20 protein-coding genes, 1 tRNA gene and 1 pseudogene are annotated in these 24,407 nt (G+C 75.8%); 16 read left to right on the forward strand and 6 right to left on the reverse strand.

Annotated features, from left to right (window positions below):
* Nucleotides 1–19 precede the first annotated feature (19 nt).
* Nucleotides 20–175, forward strand: a complete 156-nt coding sequence (locus BJP59_RS03900; RefSeq protein ID WP_157464294.1) for a hypothetical protein — start codon at nt 20–22, stop codon at nt 173–175.
* 178 nt (nt 176–353) lie between these two features.
* Complete coding sequence (locus tag BJP59_RS03905; protein WP_082774246.1) at nt 354–785, forward strand: WhiB family transcriptional regulator; 432 nt, start codon at nt 354–356, stop codon at nt 783–785.
* Here the strand turns inward: BJP59_RS03905 and BJP59_RS03910 are convergent.
* Nucleotides 759–1,859: a ThiF family adenylyltransferase gene (locus BJP59_RS03910; protein ID WP_194522238.1), complete on the reverse strand. Its 1,101-nt coding sequence runs from the start codon at nt 1,857–1,859 to the stop codon at nt 759–761. The two genes, BJP59_RS03905 and BJP59_RS03910, sit on opposite strands and share 27 nt — an antisense overlap.
* A gap of 235 nt (nt 1,860–2,094) precedes the next feature.
* On the opposite strand from BJP59_RS03910, the gene BJP59_RS03915 reads away from it, so the two are divergent.
* The gene (locus BJP59_RS03915) at nt 2,095–2,700 is read left to right on the forward strand and encodes a YgjP-like metallopeptidase domain-containing protein (RefSeq protein ID WP_228485259.1); all 606 of its coding nucleotides are present in this window, start codon (nt 2,095–2,097) and stop codon (nt 2,698–2,700) included.
* 12 nt (nt 2,701–2,712) lie between these two features.
* On the opposite strand, the gene BJP59_RS03920 is transcribed toward BJP59_RS03915, so the two are convergent.
* Nucleotides 2,713–4,221: a zinc-dependent metalloprotease gene (locus BJP59_RS03920; RefSeq protein WP_194522920.1), complete on the reverse strand. Its 1,509-nt coding sequence runs from the start codon at nt 4,219–4,221 to the stop codon at nt 2,713–2,715.
* A 254-nt stretch (nt 4,222–4,475) separates the two neighbouring features.
* On the opposite strand from BJP59_RS03920, the gene BJP59_RS03925 reads away from it, so the two are divergent.
* Nucleotides 4,476–5,486 (forward strand): NAD-dependent epimerase/dehydratase family protein, encoded by a 1,011-nt coding sequence (locus tag BJP59_RS03925; protein ID WP_228485398.1) that lies wholly within the window; start codon nt 4,476–4,478, stop codon nt 5,484–5,486.
* Between the two features lie 68 nt (nt 5,487–5,554).
* Nucleotides 5,555–6,664: a YlbL family protein gene (locus BJP59_RS03930; RefSeq protein ID WP_194522240.1), complete on the forward strand. Its 1,110-nt coding sequence runs from the start codon at nt 5,555–5,557 to the stop codon at nt 6,662–6,664.
* A 15-nt stretch (nt 6,665–6,679) separates the two neighbouring features.
* On the opposite strand, the gene BJP59_RS03935 is transcribed toward BJP59_RS03930, so the two are convergent.
* The gene (locus tag BJP59_RS03935) at nt 6,680–7,309 is read right to left on the reverse strand and encodes a PPA1309 family protein (protein ID WP_228485260.1); all 630 of its coding nucleotides are present in this window, start codon (nt 7,307–7,309) and stop codon (nt 6,680–6,682) included.
* A gap of 162 nt (nt 7,310–7,471) precedes the next feature.
* Here BJP59_RS03935 and BJP59_RS03940 point away from each other — a divergent pair.
* The 6 genes and pseudogenes from BJP59_RS03940 to BJP59_RS03965 all read left to right on the forward strand — a co-directional run bounded on the left by BJP59_RS03940 (nt 7,472) and on the right by BJP59_RS03965 (nt 14,657).
* Nucleotides 7,472–10,530: pseudogene (locus BJP59_RS03940) on the forward strand (UPF0182 family membrane protein).
* A gap of 132 nt (nt 10,531–10,662) precedes the next feature.
* Nucleotides 10,663–11,715 (forward strand): aldose 1-epimerase, encoded by a 1,053-nt coding sequence (locus tag BJP59_RS03945; RefSeq protein WP_194522241.1) that lies wholly within the window; start codon nt 10,663–10,665, stop codon nt 11,713–11,715.
* A gap of 62 nt (nt 11,716–11,777) precedes the next feature.
* Nucleotides 11,778–11,851 (forward strand) — tRNA-Met (locus BJP59_RS03950).
* Between the two features lie 199 nt (nt 11,852–12,050).
* Nucleotides 12,051–12,929, forward strand: coding sequence for an ABC transporter substrate-binding protein (locus BJP59_RS03955; RefSeq protein ID WP_194522242.1), 879 nt, complete (start codon nt 12,051–12,053; stop codon nt 12,927–12,929).
* A 7-nt stretch (nt 12,930–12,936) separates the two neighbouring features.
* Nucleotides 12,937–13,866, forward strand: a complete 930-nt coding sequence (locus BJP59_RS03960) for an amino acid ABC transporter permease (protein ID WP_051876628.1) — start codon at nt 12,937–12,939, stop codon at nt 13,864–13,866.
* Nucleotides 13,863–14,657 (forward strand): amino acid ABC transporter ATP-binding protein, encoded by a 795-nt coding sequence (locus BJP59_RS03965; RefSeq protein ID WP_076405161.1) that lies wholly within the window; start codon nt 13,863–13,865, stop codon nt 14,655–14,657. Before BJP59_RS03960 ends, BJP59_RS03965 begins: the two co-directional genes overlap by 4 nt.
* Before the next feature lie 51 nt (nt 14,658–14,708).
* On the opposite strand, the gene BJP59_RS03970 is transcribed toward BJP59_RS03965, so the two are convergent.
* Nucleotides 14,709–16,907, reverse strand: coding sequence for a serine/threonine-protein kinase (locus BJP59_RS03970; protein WP_194522243.1), 2,199 nt, complete (start codon nt 16,905–16,907; stop codon nt 14,709–14,711).
* 95 nt (nt 16,908–17,002) lie between these two features.
* Here BJP59_RS03970 and BJP59_RS03975 point away from each other — a divergent pair, with 95 nt between their 5' ends.
* The 3 genes from BJP59_RS03975 (at nt 17,003) to BJP59_RS03985 (ending at nt 19,827) form a co-directional block, all read left to right on the forward strand.
* A complete protein-coding gene (locus BJP59_RS03975; protein WP_194522244.1) occupies nt 17,003–19,006 on the forward strand; it encodes a thioredoxin domain-containing protein in 2,004 nt (667 codons plus the stop codon).
* Between the two features lie 66 nt (nt 19,007–19,072).
* Nucleotides 19,073–19,549, forward strand: a complete 477-nt coding sequence (locus BJP59_RS03980) for a dsRBD fold-containing protein (protein WP_061266925.1) — start codon at nt 19,073–19,075, stop codon at nt 19,547–19,549.
* A gap of 17 nt (nt 19,550–19,566) precedes the next feature.
* Nucleotides 19,567–19,827 (forward strand): acylphosphatase, encoded by a 261-nt coding sequence (locus BJP59_RS03985; protein WP_194522245.1) that lies wholly within the window; start codon nt 19,567–19,569, stop codon nt 19,825–19,827.
* A gap of 48 nt (nt 19,828–19,875) precedes the next feature.
* Here BJP59_RS03985 and BJP59_RS03990 read toward each other — a convergent pair whose 3' ends face one another.
* Nucleotides 19,876–20,997, reverse strand: coding sequence for a M15 family metallopeptidase (locus BJP59_RS03990; RefSeq protein ID WP_194522246.1), 1,122 nt, complete (start codon nt 20,995–20,997; stop codon nt 19,876–19,878).
* Nucleotides 20,998–21,190: 193 nt separating this feature from the next.
* Between BJP59_RS03990 and BJP59_RS03995 the strand changes: the two genes are divergently transcribed.
* Nucleotides 21,191–22,321, forward strand: a complete 1,131-nt coding sequence (locus BJP59_RS03995) for a DUF2235 domain-containing protein (RefSeq protein WP_194522247.1) — start codon at nt 21,191–21,193, stop codon at nt 22,319–22,321.
* 34 nt (nt 22,322–22,355) lie between these two features.
* Nucleotides 22,356–22,901, forward strand: a complete 546-nt coding sequence (locus tag BJP59_RS04000; RefSeq protein WP_228485261.1) for a DsbA family protein — start codon at nt 22,356–22,358, stop codon at nt 22,899–22,901.
* A gap of 80 nt (nt 22,902–22,981) precedes the next feature.
* Here BJP59_RS04000 and nhaA read toward each other — a convergent pair whose 3' ends face one another.
* On the reverse strand, nt 22,982–24,397 hold the full coding sequence (gene nhaA / locus BJP59_RS04005) for a Na+/H+ antiporter NhaA (RefSeq protein ID WP_051876943.1): 1,416 nt from the start codon (nt 24,395–24,397) through the stop codon (nt 22,982–22,984).
* Between the last annotated feature and the right edge of the window lie 10 nt (nt 24,398–24,407).

The following is a 24,407-nucleotide window of genomic DNA, read 5'->3' on the forward strand; positions in this document are numbered from 1 at the left end:
AGAGGGGGTGGGAGAGCTGATGAACAACCAGATCGCCATGGCGAACCTGCTGGATCACGCGTCCGTGTACACGGGCACGCCAGGAGAGCTCCGTCCGCGTGCCATCGCGCACCGCGGCGGCACCTTCATCGCCCGCCCCGCTCCCGACTCCGCCCCCAGGACGAACCCGGTCTGACCGACCGGACCCTTCCAGGCCGCGGAGTCCCTCTAGGACCCGCGGCCTTCGTGTTCTCCGAGCACGTCCGCCGATGAGGATCACCGGCACCACCCGTCTCCACGAGACGGGGCCGCTGTCCTCAGGGTCCTGTGACGACGACGTTCACACCCACGACAGGACATCACTGGAGGACATCGTGCGGCTCACCGCGCTGCTCGACAACATCACCGCTCAGGGGGGATCCGGCCCCTGGGTCCCCCACCAACCGCTGGCCACGCCGCTCGGCGAGAACGACTCCGCGGAGTTCGACCGCCTGCTCGCGGGCCTGCTGCCCTGCCGCACCAACGACCCGGAGCTCTGGTTCGCCGAGCGCACCGCCGAGGTCGAGGAGGCCAAGGCCCTGTGCCGCACCTGCCCGCTCGTCGAGGGCTGCCTCGCCGGTGCGGTCGAGCGCCGCGAGCCCTGGGGCGTCTGGGGCGGCGAGGTCTTCGTGGACGGCGTCGTGGTCGCGCGCAAGCGCGGCCGCGGCCGTCCGAGCAAGGCCGAGGTGCTCGCCCGCGAGGCCGAGCGCCAGGCCCACGAGGCCGCGCGGACCGAGGCGTCAGTCGGCGCCTCGACGGCGGCCTGACATGGGCAGCGGCGCCCCGTCCGGGGGCGTGCGCGCCAGCTCGCCGCACCCGCAGCGCGGGTGGCGGCTCGACCCGCGCAGCCGCGGCACGGCATCGGGAGCAGGAATCTCGATGCCGGCCGTGGCTGCGCGGGGCACAAGCCCGTCCAGGGCTGCCAGGACCTGACCGAGCGCGACGGCCGCCGCCGACGCCGCGAGGAGCGTCTCCTCGCCCCGGTGCACCGACGCCTCGCGCAGCTGTCGCGCGACCTGCGGCCAGCAGGGGTCCACGTCCGCGCGGTGCAGGTCCGCGCACGTCAGGCACGGGTCGAGCCCCGGCCGGACGAACGGCCCGACCACGACGTCGGCCTCGCGCACCACGACCGACAGGTGCGCGACCCCTGCACCCACCAACCTCCGGACCCGGACCGGGTCCGCGGCTCCGTGCTCGACCACGACGACGACGTCGGGCGCGGGTGCCCGTGCCTCCTCCGGCGTGACCGGGGTCGAGGCCGTCACGACGCCCGGAGCGACCTCCTCGACGATCCGTCGCACCGCGCCCTCGCGCGGCGACCCGACGTCCCGCAGCCGGTACGCCGCGCCTCCGACGTCTGTCGCGAGCACCGTGCCCGGGTCGTCGAGCACGAGCAGGCCCACCCCCGCCGTCGCGAGGTGGACGGCGAGCGCGGCACCCACCCGGCCGAGCCCGACGACCCCGACCGTCGCCCGGGCGCGCGCCGCGAGGACGCGGTGTCCCGCGCCGTCGGGCAGCAGGGCCGACAGCACCGCGAGGTCCGCCGCGCCGTGCCCCGGGGCGGGCGACGCAGGCCGGCGCCGACGCGCCGCCACGAGGAGGTGCGCCTCGTCGAGCAGGCGGACGAGCGCGGCGCGGCGCGTGCGCTGCGCCGGGGAGCCCGGGAGGTCGGGCGTGTCGCCGCGCCGCGCGGGCCCGGCGAGCGCCCGCAGCCAGCGCTCCTCGTCGGCGTCGAGCCCGGTGAGCCGCACCGACCACCGGGGGTCGGAGCCGACCTGCACCTCGCCGGGGCCCCGCCGCAGGAGCGGCGCCTCCGGTCGCAGCACGCGTCGTCGCTGCACGGCTCCTCCGTCCGTCGTCGTCCGGGCGCCCGGCCGGGCGCCCGCCGTCAGCCTGGCACGGCCCGGGGGCGCGCCGACGGTTGTCCACAGGCTCCTCGCGATGGTCCCGCGGGGAGGATTTCTTTGCCGTCGCCACAGGTCTCCACGTCGTCCGCTCGACCGAACGTCGCGGGAGAGCGCGCCACTCCGGGCGTGCCCCTGCCATTTCGTGGCGAGAACCACTACGGTCTGAGGCGTGGTCCGGGAGACGATCGTGGAGGTTCGGCGCAGCCGCCGACGCAAGAGCACGGTGAGCGCCTACCGCGACGGCGAGCGCACGATCGTCGCGATCCCGGCGCGGTTCACGCGCGCGCAGGAGCGCGAGTGGGTCCAGCGGATGCTCGACCGCCTCGCCGACTCCGAGCGGCGGCGTCGGCCGTCGGACGCCGAGCTGGCGCGCCGCGCCGTCGAGCTGTCCGACAAGTACCTGGACGGCCGCGCCCGTCCCACGAGCGTGCGGTGGGCGGGCAACCAGGACCGCCGATGGGGCTCGTGCACGCTCATCGACGGCACGATCCGCATCTCGACGCGCGTCCGGGGGATGCCGTCCTGGGTGCTCGACTACGTGCTCCTGCACGAGCTCGCGCACCTGCTCCACGCCGGCCACGGCCCGGGGTTCTGGAAGCTGCTCGAGGCCTACCCGCGCACGGAACGGGCGCGAGGGTTCCTGGAGGGCGTGTCGTTCTCGCGCGACGCGGACCTCGAGCCCGACGACGCGGACCTCGAGCCGGACGACGCGGACGTCGAGCCGAGGGGCGGCGCCGCGGAAACCGCGGCACCGTCCGCGGACGCCGAGGACTGACGTCCGGTCAGGTCAGCGCGGCGCGCCGCCCTGGCCGGTCGCGTCGCCCGTCCCGCCGTCGTCCGTCGGTCCGGCTGCGTCCGGGTCGTCCGCGGACCCGTCGGCGACCGGGGCGTCGTCGTCCGAGCCGTCGGCCGTCGCCTGCGCCGACTCGGTGGTGGGTGACCCCTCCGCGGCGCGGAAGATCTCCTCGAGCGCGCGGTCGACGTCGGCCTCCTCCGCGCGGGTCGCGGCGCGCCGGCCCTCGTAGCCGGACGGGTCGTCGAGGTCGGTCCCGTCGGGGAGCAGGTCGGGGTGGTCCCACACCGCGTCGCGCGCACCCGCGCCGGACTGCGCCGCGATGAGCGCCCACAGGGCAGCCGCGTCGCGCGAGCGCCGCGGGCGCAGCTCGAGGCCGACGAGCGTCGCGAACGTGTGCTCCGCGGGACCGCCCGCCGCCCGACGACGGCGCAGCATCTCCCGCAGCGGGACCGCGTGGGGCAGGTGGGGGAGCGCGGCGACGGCGGTCACCTCGTCCACCCAGCCCTCGACGAGCGCGAGCGTCGTCTCGAGGCGCAGCAGGGTCGCCTGCTGCTCGGGCGTGTTCTGCAGGCCGAAGACGCCGCCTGACAGCGCGCGCTGGAGCGCGTCGGTGTCCGCGAGGTCGACGTCGGCGAGCTGCGACTCGAGCGCCGAGAGGTCGATGGTGATGCCGCGCGCGTAGGCGTCGACGAGCCCGCGCAGGTGCCCGCGCAGCCACGACACGTGCGTGAACAGGCGCGCATGGGCGGCCTCGCGCAGGGCGAGGAAGAGGCGGACCTCCTCGGCGGGGGCGTCGAGGCCCTCGGCGAACGCCGCGACGTTCGTCGGCAGGAGGACCGTCGCAGGGCGGTCCAGCAGCGGCAGCCCGACGTCGGTCGCGCCGAAGACCTCGCGCGAGAGCGTCCCGGCGGCCTGGCCCACCTGCATGCCGAACACCGCGGAGCCGAGGCGCCGCATCAGCGCGGCCGGGTCGCCCGCGGGCAGCCCGAGCGCGCCGGCCGGCAGGCCGGGCAGGGTGAACCCGACGCCGGGCAGGGCGGAGGTGTCGTCCCCCATGCCCTCGGGGAGCTGGTCGCGCAGGACCGTGGCGAGCGCGTCCGCGACGGACGCGGCGACCGGGGCGACGAGCTCGTTCCACGCGGGGAGCGTGTGCTCGACCCACTCGGACCGGCTCCACGCCTGGCTCTTCCCGCCCGACGGCGGCAGGTCGGTGACCGCGTCGAGCCAGAGCTCGGCGACGGACAGCGCCTCGGTGACCGCGCGCTGCTGCGCCGGCGAGATCGACGGGTCGCCCTCGGCGACGGCGACCTGGCGCGCGACGTCGTGCGAGACGTCGGTGTTGACCGGGCCGTCGCTCGGCGTCGAGAGCATGCGCTGCACCTGCGCGAGGACGTGCTGGAAGAGCTGCGGGTCGGCCGCGCCGCCCGCGGCGAGCGCCTGCGGGTCGAGCCCGCGGGCGCGCAGCTCGCGCAGCGCCTCGTCGGCGTCGGGCCCGAGCATCGAGCGGAGCAGCTCCTCGAACCGCGGGTCGAAGGGCGTGTCGTCGTCCGGTCCGGGCGTGCGGTCGGGGGAAGGCTGCTCATGGCGACTCCTCACGGTAGCGTCGGTGATCACCGTAACCACGATCGAGCGCCGAGAACGGGGGCTGGGCCATGTCCGAGGGCCGGGTTCGCTCACGGCGCAGCGAGGCGCTCCCCGCGGCGGGCGAGCCCCCGGCCGGTCCGGGGGAGGACCCCACGGCGAGCGCGGTGACCATGCCCGCGGACGAGGTCGCCGACCCCGACCCGGTGGTGGTCGTCGGCGTCGGGCAGGTCGCGGACGCGGTGCGCGCGGGCCTGGGCGCCGCCGAGGCGTCGCCCGTGGACGCGCTCGTCTGGCCCGCCGGGGCGCGCCGTCTCGTCGTGGTCGCGCCCGCGGGGGAGTTCGGGACGCCGCGCGCCCGGACGGACGCGGAGCAGCGCGCGCGCCTCGCGCTCCTGGGCCGGCGTGCGGGGGAGGCGGCGGTCGCGGCTGGGATCGAGCACGTCGTCGCCGTGTCGTCGGCCGCGGTGCACGGCGCGTCGCCCGAGCGGGGCGTCATCGACGACGACGACCCCGTGGCCGCCGACGACGGGCCCGGCTTCGCGGGCGACCTCGTCGCGTTCGAGGACGCGCTGCGCGACGCGCTCGACGGCGTGCCGCTCGCGCTCGTGCGGCCGGCGGTCGTCGTCGGGCCGGGCGTGGACACCGTGCTCACGCGGCACTTCGAGGCCCCGCGCCTGCTCACGGTGCGTGGCGGCGGCCGCACGTGGCAGCTCGTGCACGTCGACGACGTGGTGGGCGCGGTGCGCGTCGCGCTGGACCAGGGTCTCGTCGGCGGTCTGACGGCCGGGCCGGTGCGCGACGGCGAGCCCGACGCGCTCGACTCGGAGACGGTGGCCGCGGCGGCCGGGATGCGCACGGTGCAGCTCCCGCCCGCGACGGCGTTCGGCGCCGCCGAGCGGCTGCACCGGGTCGGCGCGCTCCCGTCCCCGGCGAACGACCTCGCGTTCGTCGTGCACCCGTGGTCGGTCTCGGCGCGGCGCCTGCACGACGCCGGGTGGCGCCCGGAGTGGTCGGGCGCCGCGGCGCTCGAGGTGCTCCTGGCCGAGGTGCGCGGCCGCACGGGCGTCGGGGGTCGCCGGTTCGGAGGCCGGGACGCCGCGGCGCTCGGCGCGGCCGGGGCGGCCGTCGCGGTCCTGGGCACGGCCGCCGTCTGGCGGCAGGCCCGCTCGCGCCGCCCGTAGGGGCGGCTCCCGGGCGGCGTCCACGCCGTCGGCAGGGAGATCCCAGCAACCTCGGGGATGATGTCCCGGTGAGCGACGCCCCCTCCTTCGACGCCCTCCTCACCGAGGACGAGCACGACCCGCCGCCCGTGACCCGGCGGTCGTTGACGTTCGGCATCTCCCTGCTCGCGACGACGCTGCTCGTCGCGGGCCTCGCGATCCTTCCCGCGCCGTACGCGGTGCGGTCGCCGGGCCCGACGGAGGACACGCTCGGCCAGCAGGACGGCACGCCCCTCATCTCGATCACGGGCGCCGAGACGTACGACTCGACGGGCGAGCTGCTCCTGACGACCGTGTCCGTCGCCGGCGGCCCGGGCTACCCGGTGAACCTCGGCCAGGTGGTGCAGGGCTGGTTCGACCGGTCGCGCAGCGTGCGCCCCGTCGAGGAGGTCTTCCCGACGGGCCGCACCAAGGAGGAGACCGAGCAGCAGGGCCAGGCCGAGATGATCAGCTCGCAGGAGAACGCGACGGTCGCCGCGCTCACCGAGCTGGGGTACGACGTGCCCGCCACGCTCACGGTCGAGGGGACGGTGCCGGACAGCGGGTCCGACGGCGTCGTCGAGCCGGGGGACGTCATCGTCGCGCTCGACGGCACGCCCGTGCGGACGTACCAGGACCTCATCGACGGTCTGGCGGCGGTCGACCCGGGCGACGACGTGACGCTGCGCGTGCAGCGCGACGGCGCGGAGACGGACCTCACGGTCGCGACGACCGACGGCGGCGACACCGCGCTGCTCGGCGTGTTCATCGACCCCGCGTTCGACTTCCCGGTCGACGTCGAGATCCAGATCGAGGACATCGGCGGCCCGAGCGCGGGCACGATGTTCGCGCTGGGGATCGTCGACCAGCTCACGCCCGAGGACGAGGCGAACGGCGTCGTCATCGCGGGCACGGGCACCATGAGCGTCGAGGGCGACGTGGGGCCGATCGGCGGCATCCAGCAGAAGCTCTACGGCGCGCTGCGCGACGGCGCGACGTGGTTCCTCGCCCCGCAGGCCAACTGCCCCGAGGTCGTGGGGAACGTGCCCGACGGCCTGCACGTGGCGGCGGTCTCCACGCTCGCCGACGCGCGCGCGGCGATGGAGGCGATCGGCGCGGGCGAGGGCGACTCGCTGCCCACGTGCGAGGCGCGCGGCTGACGACGCCGCGGGCCGTCAGTCCTCGAGCGTCGCGCGCAGCGCCTCGACCAGCCCCGGCACGAGGTCCGGTCCGCCCGCGACGTCCGTCGCCGAGTCGTGGGCGCGCGAGCGGACGGCGCACCACGTGGGGCCGTCGCGCAGCACGCCGACGGCGAGGCGCACGTCCTGCCGGTCAGGGTGGTTCGTGAGGTAGTCGAGCGCGGCGTCCGGGTCGTGGGGGACGCCCTCCTCGGCGGCCGGCGGCAGCACGATCCGCTCGACGACGAGCGCGGCGCCGTCGACCGTCGCCGGCCACGCGACGCGGGCGAGCCCCTCCTCGAGGTCGCCGTCCACGGCGAAGCCCTCCTGCTCGATCGACAGCAGGTGGTGCGGGTCCGCCTCGGCCGCGGCCACGACGTCGGGCGGGAGCCGGTCGGCGAGCGTCGGGTCGGCGCCGAGGGCGCCCGCCGTCCCGACGAGCGCGAAGAGCCGGGGCGGGACGTCCCAGCCCGCGTCGGCCGCGTGCGACTCGATCTCGTGCACCGCGAGCGCGAGCGCGTGCTGCGGGGTGGGGCCGCCGGGCGCGACCGGGTCGGGACCGGCGTCGGGTCCGGGCACGGGGGTGGTGGCGTCGGGACCGGGGGCGGCGTCGTCAGGCTGGGGCATGACCCCATCGTCCCTCATCGGCGCCGCCCCGCACCGCCCCGCACCGCCGTGGGCCGGGTGCCGGCCGTCCCCCACGAGGCGCCGGACCGTGGGAACCTTGGGGGAGGACCGGGCGTTGACCCCGGTGCACGCCCGAGCCACGACCGAAGAGGTATACCCACCGTGTCATTCGCCGCAGCGCCCCGCCGGCCGTCCTCCGGGGGGCGGCCCGCCCGGCGCCGGAGCCCGATCGGGATCGCGATCGCCGTCGTCGGCGCCCTCGTCGTCCTCCTGCTCCTGCTCGCCCAGTTCTGGACCGAGGTGCTGTGGTTCCAGCAGCTCGACTTCGCGAACGTCCTGTGGACCCAGTGGGGCACGCGCATCGCGCTGTTCGTCGCGGGCTTCCTCGTCATGGGCGGGCTCGTCTTCCTGTCGTTCTCGCTCGCGTACCGGTCGCGGCCCATCTACGCGCCGTCCACCCCGAGCAGGCGACCCTCGACCAGTACCGCGAGGCGATCGAGCCGCTGCGCAAGGTCGTCATGATCGTGGCCCCGGCGCTCGTCGGCTTCTTCGCCGGCGCGGCGGCGTCCTCGCAGTGGCAGACGGTCCTCCTCGCGCTGAACTCGGTCCCGTTCGGCACGACGGACCCGCAGTGGGGCATCGACCTGTCCTTCTACGTCTTCACGCTGCCCGCCCTCCGGTTCGTCGTGAGCTTCCTCATGGCGGTCGTCATCATCGCGGGCATCGCCGCGGTCGCGACGCACTACCTCTACGGCGGCCTGCGGATCGGCGGCGGCTCCGACGCGGGCCCCCGCACGACGACCGCCGCGCGCGTCCAGCTCTCGGTGATCGCGGCGCTGCTGCTCGTCCTCATCGGCGCGAACTACTGGCTCGACCGGTACTCGATCCTCACGTCGGGCGGCGCGAAGTTCGACGGCGCGTCGTACGCGGACGTGCACGCGGTGATCCCGTCCAAGGCGATCCTCACGGTCGTCGCGCTCTTCGTCGCGGCCCTGTTCGTGGTGACCGCGGTGCGCGGCAACTGGCGCCTGCCCGCCATCGGCGTGGGCCTCATGGTGGTCTCGGCCATCGCGATCGGCGGGATCTACCCGGCCGTCGTCCAGCGCTTCCAGGTCACGCCGAACGCGCAGGACTTCGAGGAGGAGTACATCCAGCGCAACATCGACGCGACGAAGGCCGCCTACGGCATCGACAATGTCGAGACCGAGCAGTACAACGCCAAGACCGAGGCCGAGGCCGGCGCGCTGCGCGAGGACGCGGACACGACGGCGTCGATCCGCCTCCTGGACCCGGAGATCGTCAGCCCGTCGTTCAGCCAGCTCCAGCAGAACAAGCAGTACTACCAGTTCTCGAGCTCGCTGTCGGTGGACCGCTACACGATCGACGACGAGAGCCGCGACACGGTCATCGCCGTGCGCGAGCTCAACCAGGACGGCCTCGGCGCCGACCAGCGCAACTGGGTCAACGACCACACGGTCTACACGCACGGCTTCGGCGTCGTAGCGGCGTACGGCAACCAGATCGGCCCCGACGGCCGCCCGGCGTTCTACGAGGGCTCGATCCCGTCGACGGGTGCCTTCACGGACGCGGGCGGCTACGAGCCGCGCATCTACTTCTCGCCCGAGGCGCCCGAGTACTCGATCGTCGGCGCGCCCGAGGGTCGTGAGCCGTGGGAGCTCGACTACCCCGTGGACGACGCGGGCGGCCAGGTCAACAACACCTTCCCCACCGACGAGGTGGCGGCCGGCCCGAGCGTCGGGTCGTTCGTCAACAAGGTGCTCTACGCCCTGAAGTTCGGGTCCGAGCAGATCCTGTTCTCCGACCGCGTGACGGACGAGTCGCAGATCCTCTACGACCGCAGCCCGCGCGACCGCGTCGCGAAGGTCGCGCCGTACCTCACGCTCGACGGGCGCGTGTACCCGGCGGTCGTCGACGGCCGCGTGAAGTGGATCGTGGACGGCTACACCACGTCGAACGCCTACCCGTACTCCACGTCGGAGTCGCTCGAGGACTCGACGCGCGACTCGCTCGTCGCGGCGAACTCGGTCGAGGCGCTCGCCCCGCAGCAGGTGAACTACATCCGCAACTCGGTCAAGGCGACGGTCGACGCGTACGACGGCTCCGTCGACCTGTACGCGTGGGACACGGAGGACCCGGTCCTCCAGGCGTGGTCGAACGTCTTCCCGAGCTCCGTGCAGCCGCTGTCCGAGATCTCGGGCGACCTCATGAGCCACCTGCGCTACCCCGAGGACCTGTTCAAGGTGCAGCGCACGCTCCTCGCGAGCTACCACGTGGACGACGCGAACGAGTTCTTCTCGGGCCAGGACTTCTGGCGCAGCCCCGAGGACCCGACGGCGAGCGGGAACGTCAAGCCGCTCCAGCCGCCGTACTACCTCACGCTGCAGATGCCGAGCCAGGAGGCGCCGACCTTCTCGCTCATGTCGACGTACATCCCGGGAGGTGGCTCGGACCGCAACATCCTCACCGGCTTCCTCGCTGTGGACGCGGAACCGGGCAGCGAGGCGGGCGTGCGGTCGGAGGACTACGGCACGCTGCGGCTCCTCGAGCTGCCGCGCAACGCGACGGTGCCCGGACCAGGTCAGGTGCAGAACAACTTCAACACCGACCCGACGGCGGCCGACGGCCTGCTGGCGCTGCGCCGCGGTGACTCGACGGTCATCAACGGCAACCTGCTGACGCTGCCGGTCGGTGGCGGCCTGCTCTACGTCCAGCCGGTGTACGTGCAGTCGACCGAGGGCACGCGGTTCCCGCTGCTGCGCAAGGTGCTCGTCTCCTTCGGTGACGAGATCGGCTTCGCCGACACGCTCGACGAGGCGCTGGACCAGGTGTTCGGCGGCGACTCGGGCGCGAACGCCGGTGACGCGGACGGCGGCGTCGAGACCGAGGTCCCGGACCAGCCGGCCGACGGCGAGTCGCCGGACGCGGGCACGACCGACCCGGGCACGACCGACCCCGGCACCGAGCCGCCGGCCACCGAGGAGCCGGCCCCGCCGGCCGACGGCGGCACGGTCGACGGCGGCGCGCGCGCCGAGCTCGACCAGGCGCTGCGCCAGGCGCAGCAGGCCATCGAGGACGGCCAGGCGGCACTCGCCGAGGGCGACTTCGCGGCCTACGGCGAGGCGCAGGACCGCCTGCAGCAGGCGCTCGAGTCGGCCCTCGCGGCCGAGCAGGCGCTCGACACCGAGTCGTCGGCGGGCTGACGCACCGGTCGCACGAGCGACGCAGCGCCACGGACGGGCGGGGACACCAGCGGGTGTCCCCGCCCGTCCGTCGTCCGCGGCCGCCCGGGACGGAGTTGTCATTTCCCGCCCCGGGCGGGAGGATCGCTCCTCGTGACTTCTGCAACGGTTTGCAGCAACGCTTTCAGCGCGGCGGGCGACGACACCACGACCGTGCCGGCGGTGCGGCTGCATCACACGTCCGGCGCCGAGCTCGTGGTCGCGCTGCGCGGCGCGGCCGTCCTCGCGTGGCGCGCCCCCTGGCGCGGCGCCGACGGCGTCGAGCGCGTCGAGGACCTCGTCGACGGGTACGCCGACGAGGGGGAGGTCGCCGCGCACGACGCCGCGCGGTCGGCGCTCATGGCGCCGTTCGTCAACCGCCTCGCGGGCGGCGAGTACGTGTTCGACGGCGTCCGGCACCACGTGCCCCCGGTGCTCCCCTGGGAGCCGCTCACCATGCACGGGTTCGCGCGCACGCTCGACTGGGGGGTCGTCGACGGCGCGGGGGAGGGCGGGGTCGCCGCGTGCGACGCGGTGGCCGTCGGCGGGGCGGAGCGCGAGTCCGTGACGCTCCGGACGGTCGTGCACCCCGACGCGCACGCCGGCTACCCGTTCGCGCTCGTCCTGGAGGTCCGGTACGTCCTCGGCGCCGGCTCCCTCGACGTCACGCTGCGCGCCCGCAACGTCGGGACGACGGCGGCCCCCGTCTCGCTCGGCTGGCACCCCTACCTCCGGGTCCCCGGGCACGGCACGGTCGACGCGCTGGAGCTCACCGTGCCCGCTCGTCGCGCCGTCGTCACCGACGCCGGGATGTTCCCGCTCGCGGGCGAGGCCGCGTTCGGGGCGATCGACGGCGTCGGCCCGCTTCCGCTCGCGGGCGTGCGCCTCGACCACGCGTTCGCCGACCTCCGGGTCGACGCGGACGGCCGCGCGCGCACGGTCGTGCGCGACCCCGCCACCGGGCAGGGGCTCGCCGTCTGGCAGGAGCGCGGCCTCGTGCACGTCTACACGGGCGACGGTCTGGCGCGGCGCGGCCGCGCGGCGATCGCGGTCGAGCCGGTGGAGACGCTGACCGACGCGTTCAACCGTCCCGACTGCGCCGCCGACGTGCGGCTCGAGCCGGGGGCCGTCCGGGAGTTCGCCTTCGGGGTCGAGGTCCTGGCGTGACCCACGTCTCGTCCACCCGATTTGGCCTGGTCCGGAACCTCACGTAGAGTAGTGATCACCGACGCGGGGTGGAGCAGCTCGGTAGCTCGCTGGGCTCATAACCCAGAGGTCGCAGGTTCAAATCCTGCCCCCGCTACTCCTGAGAGGCCCTCGGTCAGCAGAACTGCTGACCGAGGGCCTCTCGCTTTGTCCCGTGCGCGGGCGGTGTCCTCGTGCTGTGACGCGCCCCACCCGGCCGAGGCGCGGGCGGGGGAAGCCACGGCCCACGGCCCGGCGTTATCGTCAGTGGCCGGTGCCCACCACTCCCGCGGGCGCCCGACACCCGGAAGGTCACCATGCGCCGTCTGCGTCCCCGTCCCGCCGTCCTGACCGCCGTCACGGCGGTCGCCGCGCTCACGCTGGCGGCCTGTTCGTCGGGTGCCGACGACGACGGCGACGCCGCGAGCCCGAGCGAGAGCGCGTCGGGAGACGCGCAGTGCGAGCCCGGTGCGCTCCCGACGCTCACCGACGGCGTGCTGACCGTCGGTGCGGGCGAGCCGTACTCCCCGTGGTACGTGGGGGAGCAGGACTCGGGCGAGGGCTTCGAGTCGGCCCTGATCTACGCCGTCGCGGACCGCCTGGGCTACGCGGCCGACGACGTGGTGTGGGAGACGGTGACGTTCGAGCAGATCATCAGCCCGGCCGTGAAGCCGTTCGACGTGGCGGCGTACCAGACGTCGATCACGGACGAGCGCAAGCAGGCCGTCGACTTCTCGAGCCCGTACCTCACGACGCGCCAGGGCGTCATCGTCATGGAGGACGGCCCCTACGCGGGCGCGAGGACGCTGGCCGAGCTCGACGGCGCGCGCATCGGGGTCACCGCCGCCCAGACCAGCCTCACCCTCGCGGAGGCCGCGTGGGGCGAGGACGCCGACATCTCGCCGTACAGCGCTGCGGGCGACGGCATGCAGGCGCTGCAGTCCGGCACGATCGACGCGATGGTCATGGACGTCGACCAGGGCGTCGCCGCCTCGACCGAGTACTTCCCGGACTCCGTCGTCATCGGCACCCTGCCCGACGAGGGCGTCGTCGAGCAGTACGGCCTCGTGCTGGACCTCGGCTCGGAGCTCACGGACTGCGTGTCGCAGGCCGTCGACGACCTGGAGGCGGACGGCACGCTCGCCGAGCTGCGCACGACGTGGCTCAAGTCGGACGACATCCCCGTCCTCCAGTGACCCGGCCATGACCGTGCCCGACGACGCGCGCCCGCCCGGGCGCGTCGGGTCGCCCGACGCCGTCCCGGCCGCCGCGTGGTCGCCGTCGCCGCTCGCGCTCGACCGGGCGGCGTTCCGGCGTGCGCAGCGGCGGCGCTCGCTCCTGGTCGCGCTCGTGAGCACGGTGCTCGTCGTCGCGGCGGTCGTGCTCGTCGTCGTCAACGCGCCGGGCTGGGAGCGGGCGCGGACCGCGTTCTTCGACCCGGCGATGGCGTGGGAGTCGCTGCCCGCGATCCTCGAGGGCCTGTGGCTCAACCTGCGCGTGTGGGTCGTCGCGGGCGTCGTCGGCACGGTGCTCGGGCTCGGTCTCGCGGTCGCGCGCACGAGCCGTATCCCGGCGCTGTTCCCGCTGCGGGCGTTCGCGACGGTGTACGTCGACCTGTTCCGCGGCGTGCCGCTCCTGCTCGTGCTGCTGCTCGTCGGGTTCGGGCTGCCGGCGCTGCGGCTGGAGTGGCTGCCGACGTCGGGCGCGTTCCTCGGCGCGCTCGCGATCGTCCTCACGTACACCGCGTACCTCGCGGAGGTGTTCCGCGCGGGCATCGAGTCGGTGCACCCGTCGCAGGTCGCGGCGGCGCGCTCGCTCGGCCTCACGCGCGCGCAGACGACGCGGCGCGTCGTGCTGCCGCAGGCGGTGCGCAACGTCACCGCGCCGCTCGCGAACAACCTCGTCTCGCTGCAGAAGGACTCGGGCCTCATCTCCGTCCTCGGCGCCGTCGACGCGATCCGTGCCGCGCAGATCGCGACGACGGGCAGCTACAACTTCACGCCCTACGTCGTCGCGGGGATCCTGTTCTTCCTCGTGTCGTTCCCGCTGACGCGCGCGGTCGACGCGTACCAGGCGCGCCGCGGCTGGGGCCGGTCGCTCGCGACGGTGAGCGGGGCGGGGGACATCCGATGAGCGCGTCTGCGACGTCTGGCGCGATCCCCCAGGACGCGCGTCACCTGCTGTCCCTGCGCGGCGTGCGCAAGACGTACCCGGCTGCGGGCGCCCCGGGCGGGCGACGGGTCGTGCTCGACGGCATCGACCTCGACGTCGACGCCCACCGGTGCGTCGTGCTCGTCGGGTCGTCCGGATCGGGCAAGTCGACGCTGCTGCGCGTCGTCAACCTGCTCGACGAGGTCGACGACGGCCAGATCCTGCTCGACGGCGAGGACGTCGCCGACCCGCGCCTCGACGCGAACCGCGTGCGGGCGCGCATGGGCATGGTCTTCCAGGCGTACAACCTCTTCCCGCACCTCACGGTGCTCGACAACGTGACCCTCGCACCCCGGCTCGTGCACCGGCGCTCGCGCGACGAGGCGGAGGCGGCGGCGGTCGAGATGCTGGGCCGCGTCGGGCTCGGGCACAAGGTGACGTCCTATCCCGACCAGCTCTCGGGCGGCGAGCAGCAGCGCGCGGCGATCGCGCGCGCCCTCGTCAACGGTCCCGAGCTGCTCCTGCTCGACGAGGTGACGTCCGCGCTCGACCCCGAGCTCGTGGGGGAGGTGCTCGACCTGCTCGCCGAGCTGCGCGCGGAGGGCCGCACGATGCTCGTCGCGACGCACGAGATGGGGTTTGCGCGCCGCGTCGCCGACGAGGTCTGCTTCCTCCACGAGGGCCGCGTCCACGAGCGCGGCACGCCCGAGCAGGTGCTCGGCGACCCGCAGCGCGAGCGGACCCGCGCGTTCCTGCGCCGTCTGCACGCCTGACCGCGCCCTCGGGACCGCGCCGCGCGCCGCTCGACCCGGCCCGGACCCCGGTCAGCCTCGCAGCACGAGCACGACCGTGGCAGCGATTGACGCGCAGGCGACGAGGACGTACGGCCACGTCCACGTGCGCTGCCCGGCGACGCGCAGCACCACGGCCACCGCGAGCGCGGCCAGGCCGAGCACGGGACCGTCGACGAGCGGGGCCAGGTCGACCGAGACACGCAGGGTCTCCAGGAGCTGTGGCGGCAGGGGGACGAACGGCTGGCTCTGGCGGGCCGCGCCGTCGGGCACGAGCCACAGCGTGCGCAGCACCGCCAGGACCGCGAGGACGCGCGGAAGGGCCCGCAGGAGCGCGCCTCCGACCCGAGAACGGTCCCAGGACGACGACGCGGCACGTCGGACGGGCCGTGCGGACCGCGCGGCGGACGCCGGGGCCACCTGGCGTGGCGCGGCCGCGGCCGCGGACGTGCCGGCGGCGCGCGGGGCCGGGGCGATCGCGACCGCCGCACCGGTGATCCGCGGCCGGACGGACTCCGGACGCACGGCGGGCGACGACGGCGTCGGGCCGAGGTGCCGGACGGGACTCCGGCGCGGCGGGACCGACGGCGGGACCGGCCGGCCGACCTGCGTGGCGACGAGGTCGGGGGAGTCCATGACGCGGGTCCGTCCGACCGCAGGCGGGACCGGCTCCGGCCGGGGCCGCCCCGACGGACCGCGACCCAGCGTGGAGACGCGCTGCACGGGCACCGGCCAGGGACGCGGGTCCGGGGAGCCGGACTCCGGCACCGGGACGGGGCCGGCCGTCCGCGACCGCGCGGCCCGGGCCACGGGCTCGGCGCCGGAGCCCGGCACGGGGAGCATCGGGTGCGTCGGGCGACGGTACTCGCGCCATCCGCGGAGGGTGTCGGCGTGCCCCGCGGGCGGTGCTGCGGCCTGCCACCGCATCGCCTGCCAGAGCCAGTCCTTGAGCTCCGCCGGGGTCCGGCCGTCGGCCACGTCCGCGCCGATGCTCGCGACGTGGTCCGCGATCACCTCGGCGGCCGCGCCGTCGAACCCGTCGCCGTGCACCTCGGCCAGCACGCTCATCAGCGTCGCGTCGTAGACCAGGGCGTGCCATGGCTCCCGGACGCGGGCCGCGTCGGCCGCCCTGCCGACCGGCGTGACCTCCGCCGCCCGCTCGGCCCGGACGGGTGCGCCGGTGGCGGCGGCCAGCCCGGCGACGGGGCCCAGCGCGCGCTCGGCCGCGGTGGCGCCGTCGGCCACGATCCGTGACGTGAGGAGCAGGGTGTCGTCGGGGGTCTGGCCGGCGAGCCGGGCCCGCAGCACCGCGACGACGCTCTCGAGCGCGGGGCGGTGGTTCGGCTGGTAGCGGGTCGCCGACAGGATCAGGTCCTGCAGGTGGGGGTCGATCTCGGGCAGCTCGGCGGGGGACGGGGCCGGCTCCGTCCCGACCGGCACCCCGACCAGGTCGTCCGGGACCTCCCGCACGAGGTCGGCGGCCTCGAGGTCGCGGCCGAGGAAGTTGAGGTCCGCCGGCACGACCCCCGTGGTGGCGAAGATCAGGAGCAGGCCGAGCGCGTACACGTCCGAGCGGGGGTGCACGCGGCGGGCGAACAGCTCCGGCGCCATGTACGCGAGCGTCCCGACGGGCTGGGTGGACGTCGCCGTGTCGAACAGCTTGGCGATGCCGAGGTCGATGAGGACCGCCCGGTCGCCGTCGACCATGATGTTGGCGGGCTTCAGGTCGCGGTGCACGCAGTGCTGCTCCTGCAGCACGAGCAGGGCCTCCGCGACGTGCGACGCCAGCCGCAGCGCCTGCCGTCCGTCCAGCGGGCCCGACGCGCGGACCTGCTCGCGCAGCGTGGTGCCGGGGACCAGCTCCATGGCGAACCACGGCTGGTCGTCGTCCAGGCCCGAGCGCACGAACGCGGGGAAGCCGCGCCCGCCCACGGCCTCCAGCAGCCTCGCCTCCTGCGCGAAGCGCTCGCGGGAACCCTCCTGGAGACCCGTGAGCACCTTCACGGCGACCTCCGCGCCGTCGGCGTCCGTCGCGCGGTAGACGTGCGCGAACCCGCCGTGCCCGAGCACGTCGGCGAGGGTGAACGGGCCCTTGCGGTCACCGCTCGCGGGCACCTGGCGGACGGGCCGGCGGGGCAGCGGCGCGGGGCCCGACCCGGCGTCCGGATCGGCGGCAGGTCGGACGGAGAGGTCGGTCGCCACCGCGAGGGCGGGCTGCTCGGGGCCGGGCATGGGCGCAACGTTACAAGCGCGCCGCTCCGGGACGGAGCAGACAACTCCGACGGCCCGGGCCGCGAGCGGCGCGTCGACCTGGGAGGCTGGACGTCATGGTCAACCGCCTCGCCGCCGCCGTGAGCCCGTACCTGCGCCAGCACGCCGGCAACCCGGTCGACTGGTACCCGTGGGGCACCGAGGCGTTCGCGGAGGCGCGCCGCCGGGACGTGCCGGTCATGGTCTCGGTCGGGTACGCCACGTGCCACTGGTGCCACGTCATGGCGCGCGAGAGCTTCTCCGACCCGGACATCGGCGCGCTCCTGGCGCGCGGGTTCGTCGCGGTGAAGGTCGACCGCGAGGAGCACCCCGACGTCGACGCGAGCCTCCTCGCCGCGGCGAGCGCGTTCACCCCGGACCTGGGGTGGCCGCTCACGGTGTTCACGACGCCCGACGGCGCTCCCTTCTATGCGGGCACGTACTGGCCGCCCGTCCCCGTCGCCGGGCGACCCGCGTTCCGGGACGTGCTCGACGCCGTCGCGCAGGCCTGGGAGCAGCGGCGCGACCAGGCGGTCGAGACGGGGGAGGCGATCCGCGCGGCGCTGCGCGACGCGGCGGCGGGCCGCCGGACGGGCGTGCCGCGCGCGGCCGCGACGGCGGTCGACGGCTCGGGGGCGTCCGGCGGCGCGGACGCCGGGCCGGTGGCCGACCTGGCCGAGCACGCCCGCCGGGTCGTCGAGCGGCTGGAAGCGGCGGAGGACCGCGTGCACGGCGGCTTCGGGGGCGCCCCCAAGTTCCCCGTCGCCCCGACGCTCGAGCTCCTGCTCGACGTCGCGGCGTCGTCCGTCGTCGACCCGGAGGTCGCGCGGCGCGCGCTCGTCCTGGCGGGACGCACGGTCGACGCGATGGCGGCGAGCCCGCTGCGCGACGTCGACGGCGGCTTCTTCCGGTACGCGACCCGGCCGGACTGGTCGGAGCCGCACTACGAGCGGATGCTCTACGACAACGCGCAGCTGCTCTCGGCCGCGACGACGCTCGCCGTGCTGCGCCGGACCGGGCCCCTGGACGGACCGCTGCGCACGCCCGCCGAGGCGCCCGGCACGCCCGACCCGGGCGAGGCCACCGCCGAGGTGGCGGGCGACGTCGGGCGCTTCCTCCTGCGCGTGCTGCGCCTGGCCGACGGCGCGTTCGCGAGCGCGCAGGACTCGGAGTCCGTCGTGGACGGCGAGCGCGTCGAGGGCGGGTACTACCTGCTCCCGCCGGGCGAGCGTGCGCACCACGAGCCGCCGCCGCTGGACACGAAGGTGCTCACCGGGTGGAACGGGCTCGCGATCGAGGCGCTCGCCCGCGCCGGGCACCACCTGGCCCTGCCCGACCTCACAGACGCCGCGCGGGCGGCCGCCGACCGGTTGCTCGCGACCCACGTCCGGGCCGACGGGTCGCTCGTGCGCGCGTCGGAGGGCGGGGTCGCCTCGGCCGCCGTCGCGACGCTGGAGGACCACGGCGCGCTCGCCGCGGCGCTCCTCGTGCTCGGAGGCCTGACCGGGGAGGCTAGGTACGTGCGCGAGGGCCTGCGCCTCGTCGACGCGACGGTCGGCCCGGACGGCGACCTCACGCCCCCGCAGGGCACGGACCCGGTGCTCACCGACCTGGGGTTGGCCGCCGGTGCGGTGGCCGACCCGTCGGAGGGCGCGGTGCCGTCGGGCACGACGGCGGCCGCCCGGGCCGCGCTGCTCGCCCACCTCGCGACGGGCGAGCCGCGGTACCGGGACGCGGCCCTCGCGCACGCCGCCGCGTCCGCCGCGGCGAGCGAGCACCCGCTCGGCGCGGCGGGGGTGCTGCGCGTCGCCGTCGGGCTCGCGGAGCCGCCCCACCAGCTCGTGGTCGTCGCCGACGCCGACCGGCGCGAGGGGTTCCTCGCCGCCGCGCGCGACTGGTACCACCCGGGCGCGCTGCTGCTCGCGGCGACGCCCGACGACGCCGCGACCCTCGCTGCCGACGGCGTCGCCCTGCTCGCCGACCGCGGGCCGGGCGCCTACCTCTGCGCGGACTTCGTGTGCCGGCTCCCGGTGCACGACCCCGCGGCGCTGCGGGACCAGCTCGGCGCGCGGACTCCCTGAGACCGGGGGTGCAGCGCGCTCCCCGCGGTCGCATGATGGAAGGACGGTGCGGCACGAGGAGGAGCCATGAGGGCATCGGTCGGGGACAGGATCGTGACCGCCTCGGGCGTCGTCGGCGGGGCGGTGCGCGACGGGGTCGTGGTCGAGCTGCGGCACGAGGACGGCTCGCCGCCGTACCTCGTCGAGTGGGCCGACACGGGCGAGCGGACGCTCGTCTACCCGGGGTCGGACAGCTACGTCGAGCACGTCCCGGGAGCGGAGACGGGCGACGGCACGGACACCACGAAGGTGTGGCGCGTGCAGGTGAGCGTCGTCGAGTCGGAGGGCCGGACGACGGCGGAGGCGGTCCTCGTCGCGGAGACGCCCGAGCACGTGCGGACCGTCGGGCGGGCGCGGCGCGACCCGCACGACCGCGACGTCCCGCTCATCGGCGACGAGATCGCCGTCGGGCGGGCGCTGCGCCGGCTCGCGGACCGGCTGCTGGACGACGCCGAGTCGGACATCGCGTCGTCGACGGGCGCCCCGGCGCACGTGCACCAGTGACGCGGCCGGGTGAGGGCGTGGCGCGCGGTGCCGCGGACGTCGCCGTGCGGGCGCTCGTGCACGGGCGCGTGCAGGGCGTCGGCTTCCGCTGGGCGACGCGCGAGCGGCTCGCCGCGCTCGGCCTCGACGGCACCGCGACCAACCGGCCCGACGGCACCGTCGAGGTCGTCGCGTCCGGGGCGCCGGACGCCGTCGACCGCCTCGTCGCCTGGCTGCGCGACGGCCCCACGCCGGGCGACGTCACGCGCGTCGACGTCGAGCGGGCGCACGCCTCCTGAGGACCCGCCCCGGCGCTCCCGGGGTCCCCGGCGCGACCGGCGGCGCGCTCAGCCGTCCGCGCGGGCCAGCACGGACTCCCAGTGCCACGGCTCGGGCACGCGCCCGTCGGGCTCGGCGAAGTCGGGGTGCGTCCAGCCGTAGGTCTCGGCGTGCTGCTTGAGCCACTCGTACTGCGGGGTGCCGAACGCCTGGACGCCGCCGCCCAGGTCGACGGCGAACCCCAGCCCGTGGTTCGAGCACCCGGGCGGCGCCGCGATGGGCGACGACGGGTCGTACAGGCCCTGCTGCTCCTCGAAGGTCCGATAGGAGGAGTTGATCGTCAGGTGCACGCCGAACCGCTCGACGTACGCGGCGTCGAGGGCGACGAGCCCGTCCAGCACGTCCGCGCGCACCCGGTCGGTGGGGGACCACGGGATCGGCGCGAGAGCGGCGTCGGGCACGCGGCCGCTGTCGGGGTCCCACACCTGGTCCGGTGCCGGGCACGAGACGGCGTCCTGCGCGACCGACGTCTCCTCCGTCGACGTGCTCACGACCCCGAGGCCTGCGCCCAGGTCGAGCACCGCCTGCTCGAGCGTCGCGAGGTCGTCGCCCGCGAGACCCGCGTCGGCGGCGGCGTCGGTCGCGGCCGCGGTGTCCAGCGCGTCGCGCAGCCGGGCGCGGACCGCCTCGTCGGCGCCGAGCCCGTCCGTCGCGGCGTAGATCTTCTCGCCGAGCTCGCTGGCGGTCGCGAGGCTCGCGCGCGCCGCGGTCACCTCGCTCCGCGCGTGGTCGAGCATCGAGGCGTGCACGGCGTCCGAGGCCGACACGAGCGACCGGTCCGTCGCGTCGGTGCCCGTGGTCATCCGGTCGAGGAACGGCGCCGCGAGCAGGGCGCGGGCGTCGTCCACCTCGGTCGTCAGCGCGGTCCGCACCGCCGGGTCCGCGACCTTCCCGTCCGACGCCGCGAGCAGGTCCTCGGCGGTCGCGGCGCGGTCGGCCAGCGCGTCGTACTCGGTGTCCCGGTGCCAGGCGAACGCCCCGCCGCCCCCGCCCAGCACGAGCACGAGCGCCACGACGGCCGCGATCCACGCAGCCCGGTGCCGACGCTGCACGCGTGCGTGCCGACGCTCCCGGCCGCCCGGCGGGTGGTCCGCGGGGCCGGCGGGCGGGGCGGTGCTCGTGGCGGTCACACCGCCAGAACCTACGGCACGACGGCGACCCTCCCGGACGGATCCGGGGGTGCGCACGGACACGCTCACGGCTTGCTCACGAACCCCGACCGGTCCGTGCGTCGGCGGGCGCCGTCGTGCATCAGCCGGGGCGCGACGACCCTCCCCAGATGGTGTCCCCGACGCGCCGCCGGGGGCGGATCGAGGAGGGACCATGAAGCGGCTGGTGCTGTGCTGCGACGGCACGTGGAACTCGCCGGTGAACGCGAGCGTGTCGAACATCGAGAAGATCGCGCGCTCCGTCCGCACCGGGATCGGACCGGACGGCGTCCAGCAGATGGTGTTCTCCGTCGAGGGCGTCGGGGCGCAGGGCTACCTCGTCGACCGGCTCCTCGGCGGGGCGTTCGGCTACGGCCTGACGCGCAACGTCGTCGCGGGGTACCGCCACCTCGCGCTCAACTACGAGCCCGGCGACGAGATCTACGTGTTCGGGTTCAGCCGCGGGGCGTACACCGCGCGCAGCGTGGTCGGGATGGTCGCGACCGTCGGCCTGCTCACCCAGGACGCGCTGGCGCGCGACCACCTGTGCGAGGCGGAGGAGGTCTACCGCGACCGCGACCCTGCCCGCCGCGCCGAGCGTGCCCGCACGTTCCGCGCCGCGTACTGCCACGACCACGTGCCGGTAGCGTTCCTCGGGGTGTTCGACACGGTCGGCGCGCTCGGCGTGCCCGGCCTGTCGCGCCGCCGCAGCCGGTTCCACGACCTGCGCCTGTCGACCGACGTGCGGTGCGCCCGCCAGGCGCTCGCCATCGACGACCGCCGCATCACCTTCGAGCCGTGCTTGTGGGACGTGCCCGTGGCCATGGCGCCCCGGGTCAAGCAGGTCTGGTTCCCCGGCGGGCACAGCGACGTCGGCGGCGGCGCGCGGGCGCGCGCCCTCTCGGACACCGCGCTGCTGTGGATGCTCGGCGAGGCCGTCGCGCGCGGTCTCGTCGTCGACGAGGAGCGCCTGCGTGCGCAGCTCCACCGGGACGACGAGCTCGTCTGCCGCATCCGCCCCGGGCTGCTGTTCGGCGCGCTCAACCTCGTCAAGCGCCTGCACCACCGCCCGCGCTTCCGCGGCGCGCTGCGCGTCCTCGCGGGCGTGCCCACCCCGCCCGAGACCGTCGACGCCGTCTACCTCGCCGAGACGGCGGTGACGCTCAGCGCCGACCCCGCGTCGGTCTACGCGCGCCACGCGCGGAACCTCGCCTGGTGGCGCGACAGCGTAGGCCCGGACCTCGCGCGTCTCGTGGAGCCCGTGCCGGGCGCGGCCCAGGAGACCCGGCCGCTCGTGCTCGCCTGACCACGGGCGCCGCACCCGTGCCATGCTGGGCGGCGTGAGCGAGCAGACTCCCGACCGCGTCCCGGCCGAGCAGCTCGTCCCCGCCGACGCGCACGTCCTCGGGGACCCGGCCGCGCCCGTCACCATCGTCGAGTTCGGCGACCTCGAGTGCCCGTACTGCGCCGCCGCCGCCCCGGTGCTGCGGCAGGTCGTCGAGTCCTCCGGCGGCCGGGTGCGTCTCGTGTTCCGCCACTTCCCGCTGTTCGAGATCCACCCGCACGCGCTGTCGGCCGCGCTCGCCGTCGAGGCGGCCGCCGCGCAGGGCCGGTTCTGGGAGATGCAGGCCGCGCTGTTCGCGCACCAGGACCAGCTCGGCGAGGCCGGGCTCGCCGAGCGGGCCGAGGAGCTCGGGCTCGACGGCGCGTCGGTCGTCGGGGACGCAGCCCAGCGGTACGCCGCGCCGGTGCAGCGCGACTACGCCGACGCGCTCGCGGTCGGCGTGCAGGGCACCCCGACGCTCTTCGTCGACGGCGTCCGCTACCGCGGGCGCGTCACCGCGGAGGGCCTGCGGGCCGCCGTCGCCGCCGCCGCGCGGCCGTAGGGCGCTCGCGGGGTCGGGGCTCCCGGGCGGCGACCACACTGGTACCCGTGGGGTGCCGTGCCGTGCGCTCGGGCGCGCGGTCACGTGGTCGCGGGCGGGTGCCAGGGGAGCGGCGGGAGCTCGGGCGGCGGGCCGTCCGCGCCGGGCGAGCACAGGGGCCAGCGCTCGCCGAACAGCCGGAGCGCGACGGACCCGAGCACGGCGGCGACGAGCGAGCCCGCGAGGATGCCGATCTTGGCCTGCTCGACGAGCGCCTCGTCGTCGAACGCCAGCTCGGCGATGAAGAGCGAGATGGTGAACCCGATGCCGGCGAGGATCGCCCCTCCGAGCAGGTGGGAGTACCGCACCCGCCCCGGGAGGTCGCCGAGGCCGAGGCGCAGGGCGAGCGTCGCGGCCCCGAAGATGCCGACGGCGTTGCCCACGACGAGCGCGACCGCGACGCCGATCGTCACGGGCGACGTGGCCGCCGCGCGCAGCGACTCGCCGTCGAGCTGCACCCCCGCGTTCGCGAGGCCGAAGACGGGCACGACGACGTACGCGCTCCACGGGTGCAGCACGCGCTGGAGGCGCTCGCTCGTGGGCACGGCCGCGCGCGCCGCGAGCTCGGTGAGGTGCTCGCGCTCCGCCGTCGTCTCCTGCGCGAGCCGCTTCGCGTACTTCGGCACGACGGCGACGTCCACGGGCCGCGACGAGCGCGACGGCACGAGCAGGCCCACGAGCACGCCCGCGAGCGTCGCGTGCACGCCCGACGCGTAGACCGCGCCCCACAGCGCGATCCCGGCGAGCGCGTACGGCGCCAGGCGCCAGACGCCGAGCCAGCGCAGCACGAGGATCACCACGACGAGCACGGCGGCGACGAGGAGGCCCGGGAGCCAGAGGTCGTCGGTGTAGAAGAGCGCCATGACGGTGATGGCGCCGATGTCGTCGACGACGGCGAGCGTGAGGAGGAAGAGCCGGAGCTGGTCGGGGCAGCGCGGCCCGAACAGGGCGAGGATGCCCACGAGGAACGCGGTGTCCGTCGACATGACGATGCCCCACCCGTGCTCCGCGGGAGACCCGGCGTTGAACGCGACGTAGATGAGCGCGGGGACCGCGAGGCCGCCCAGCGCGCCCAGCGCCGGGACGGCGACGGTGCGGCGGTTGCGGAGCTCGCCGCTCGTGACCTCGCGGTTGATCTCGAGGCCGATGACGAGGAAGAACACGGCCATCGCGGCGTCGTTGACCCAGTGGTGCAGGTCCATCTCGAACGCCCACGGCCCGACGCGCCAGCCCGCCTCCGTGGACCAGAGCGCGTCGTAGGCGCCCGACCACGCGGAGTTCGCCCACACGAGCGCGACGACCGTCGCGGCGAGGAGCAGGACGGCGCCGCCCGCCTCGGTCGCGAGGAACGAGCGCAGCGACGGCGCCACGGGGCGGAGCTGGAAGCGCAGCGGCGGGCCCGGCCGGGCGGGGACGCGGACGACGGGGAGGGACGACGGCGGAGCGGGCTCGGTCACTGGGCCTCCG

The sequence above is a fragment of the Cellulosimicrobium sp. JZ28 genome (assembly GCF_015327065.1).
Lineage (GTDB): Bacteria > Actinomycetota > Actinomycetes > Actinomycetales > Cellulomonadaceae > Cellulosimicrobium > Cellulosimicrobium funkei.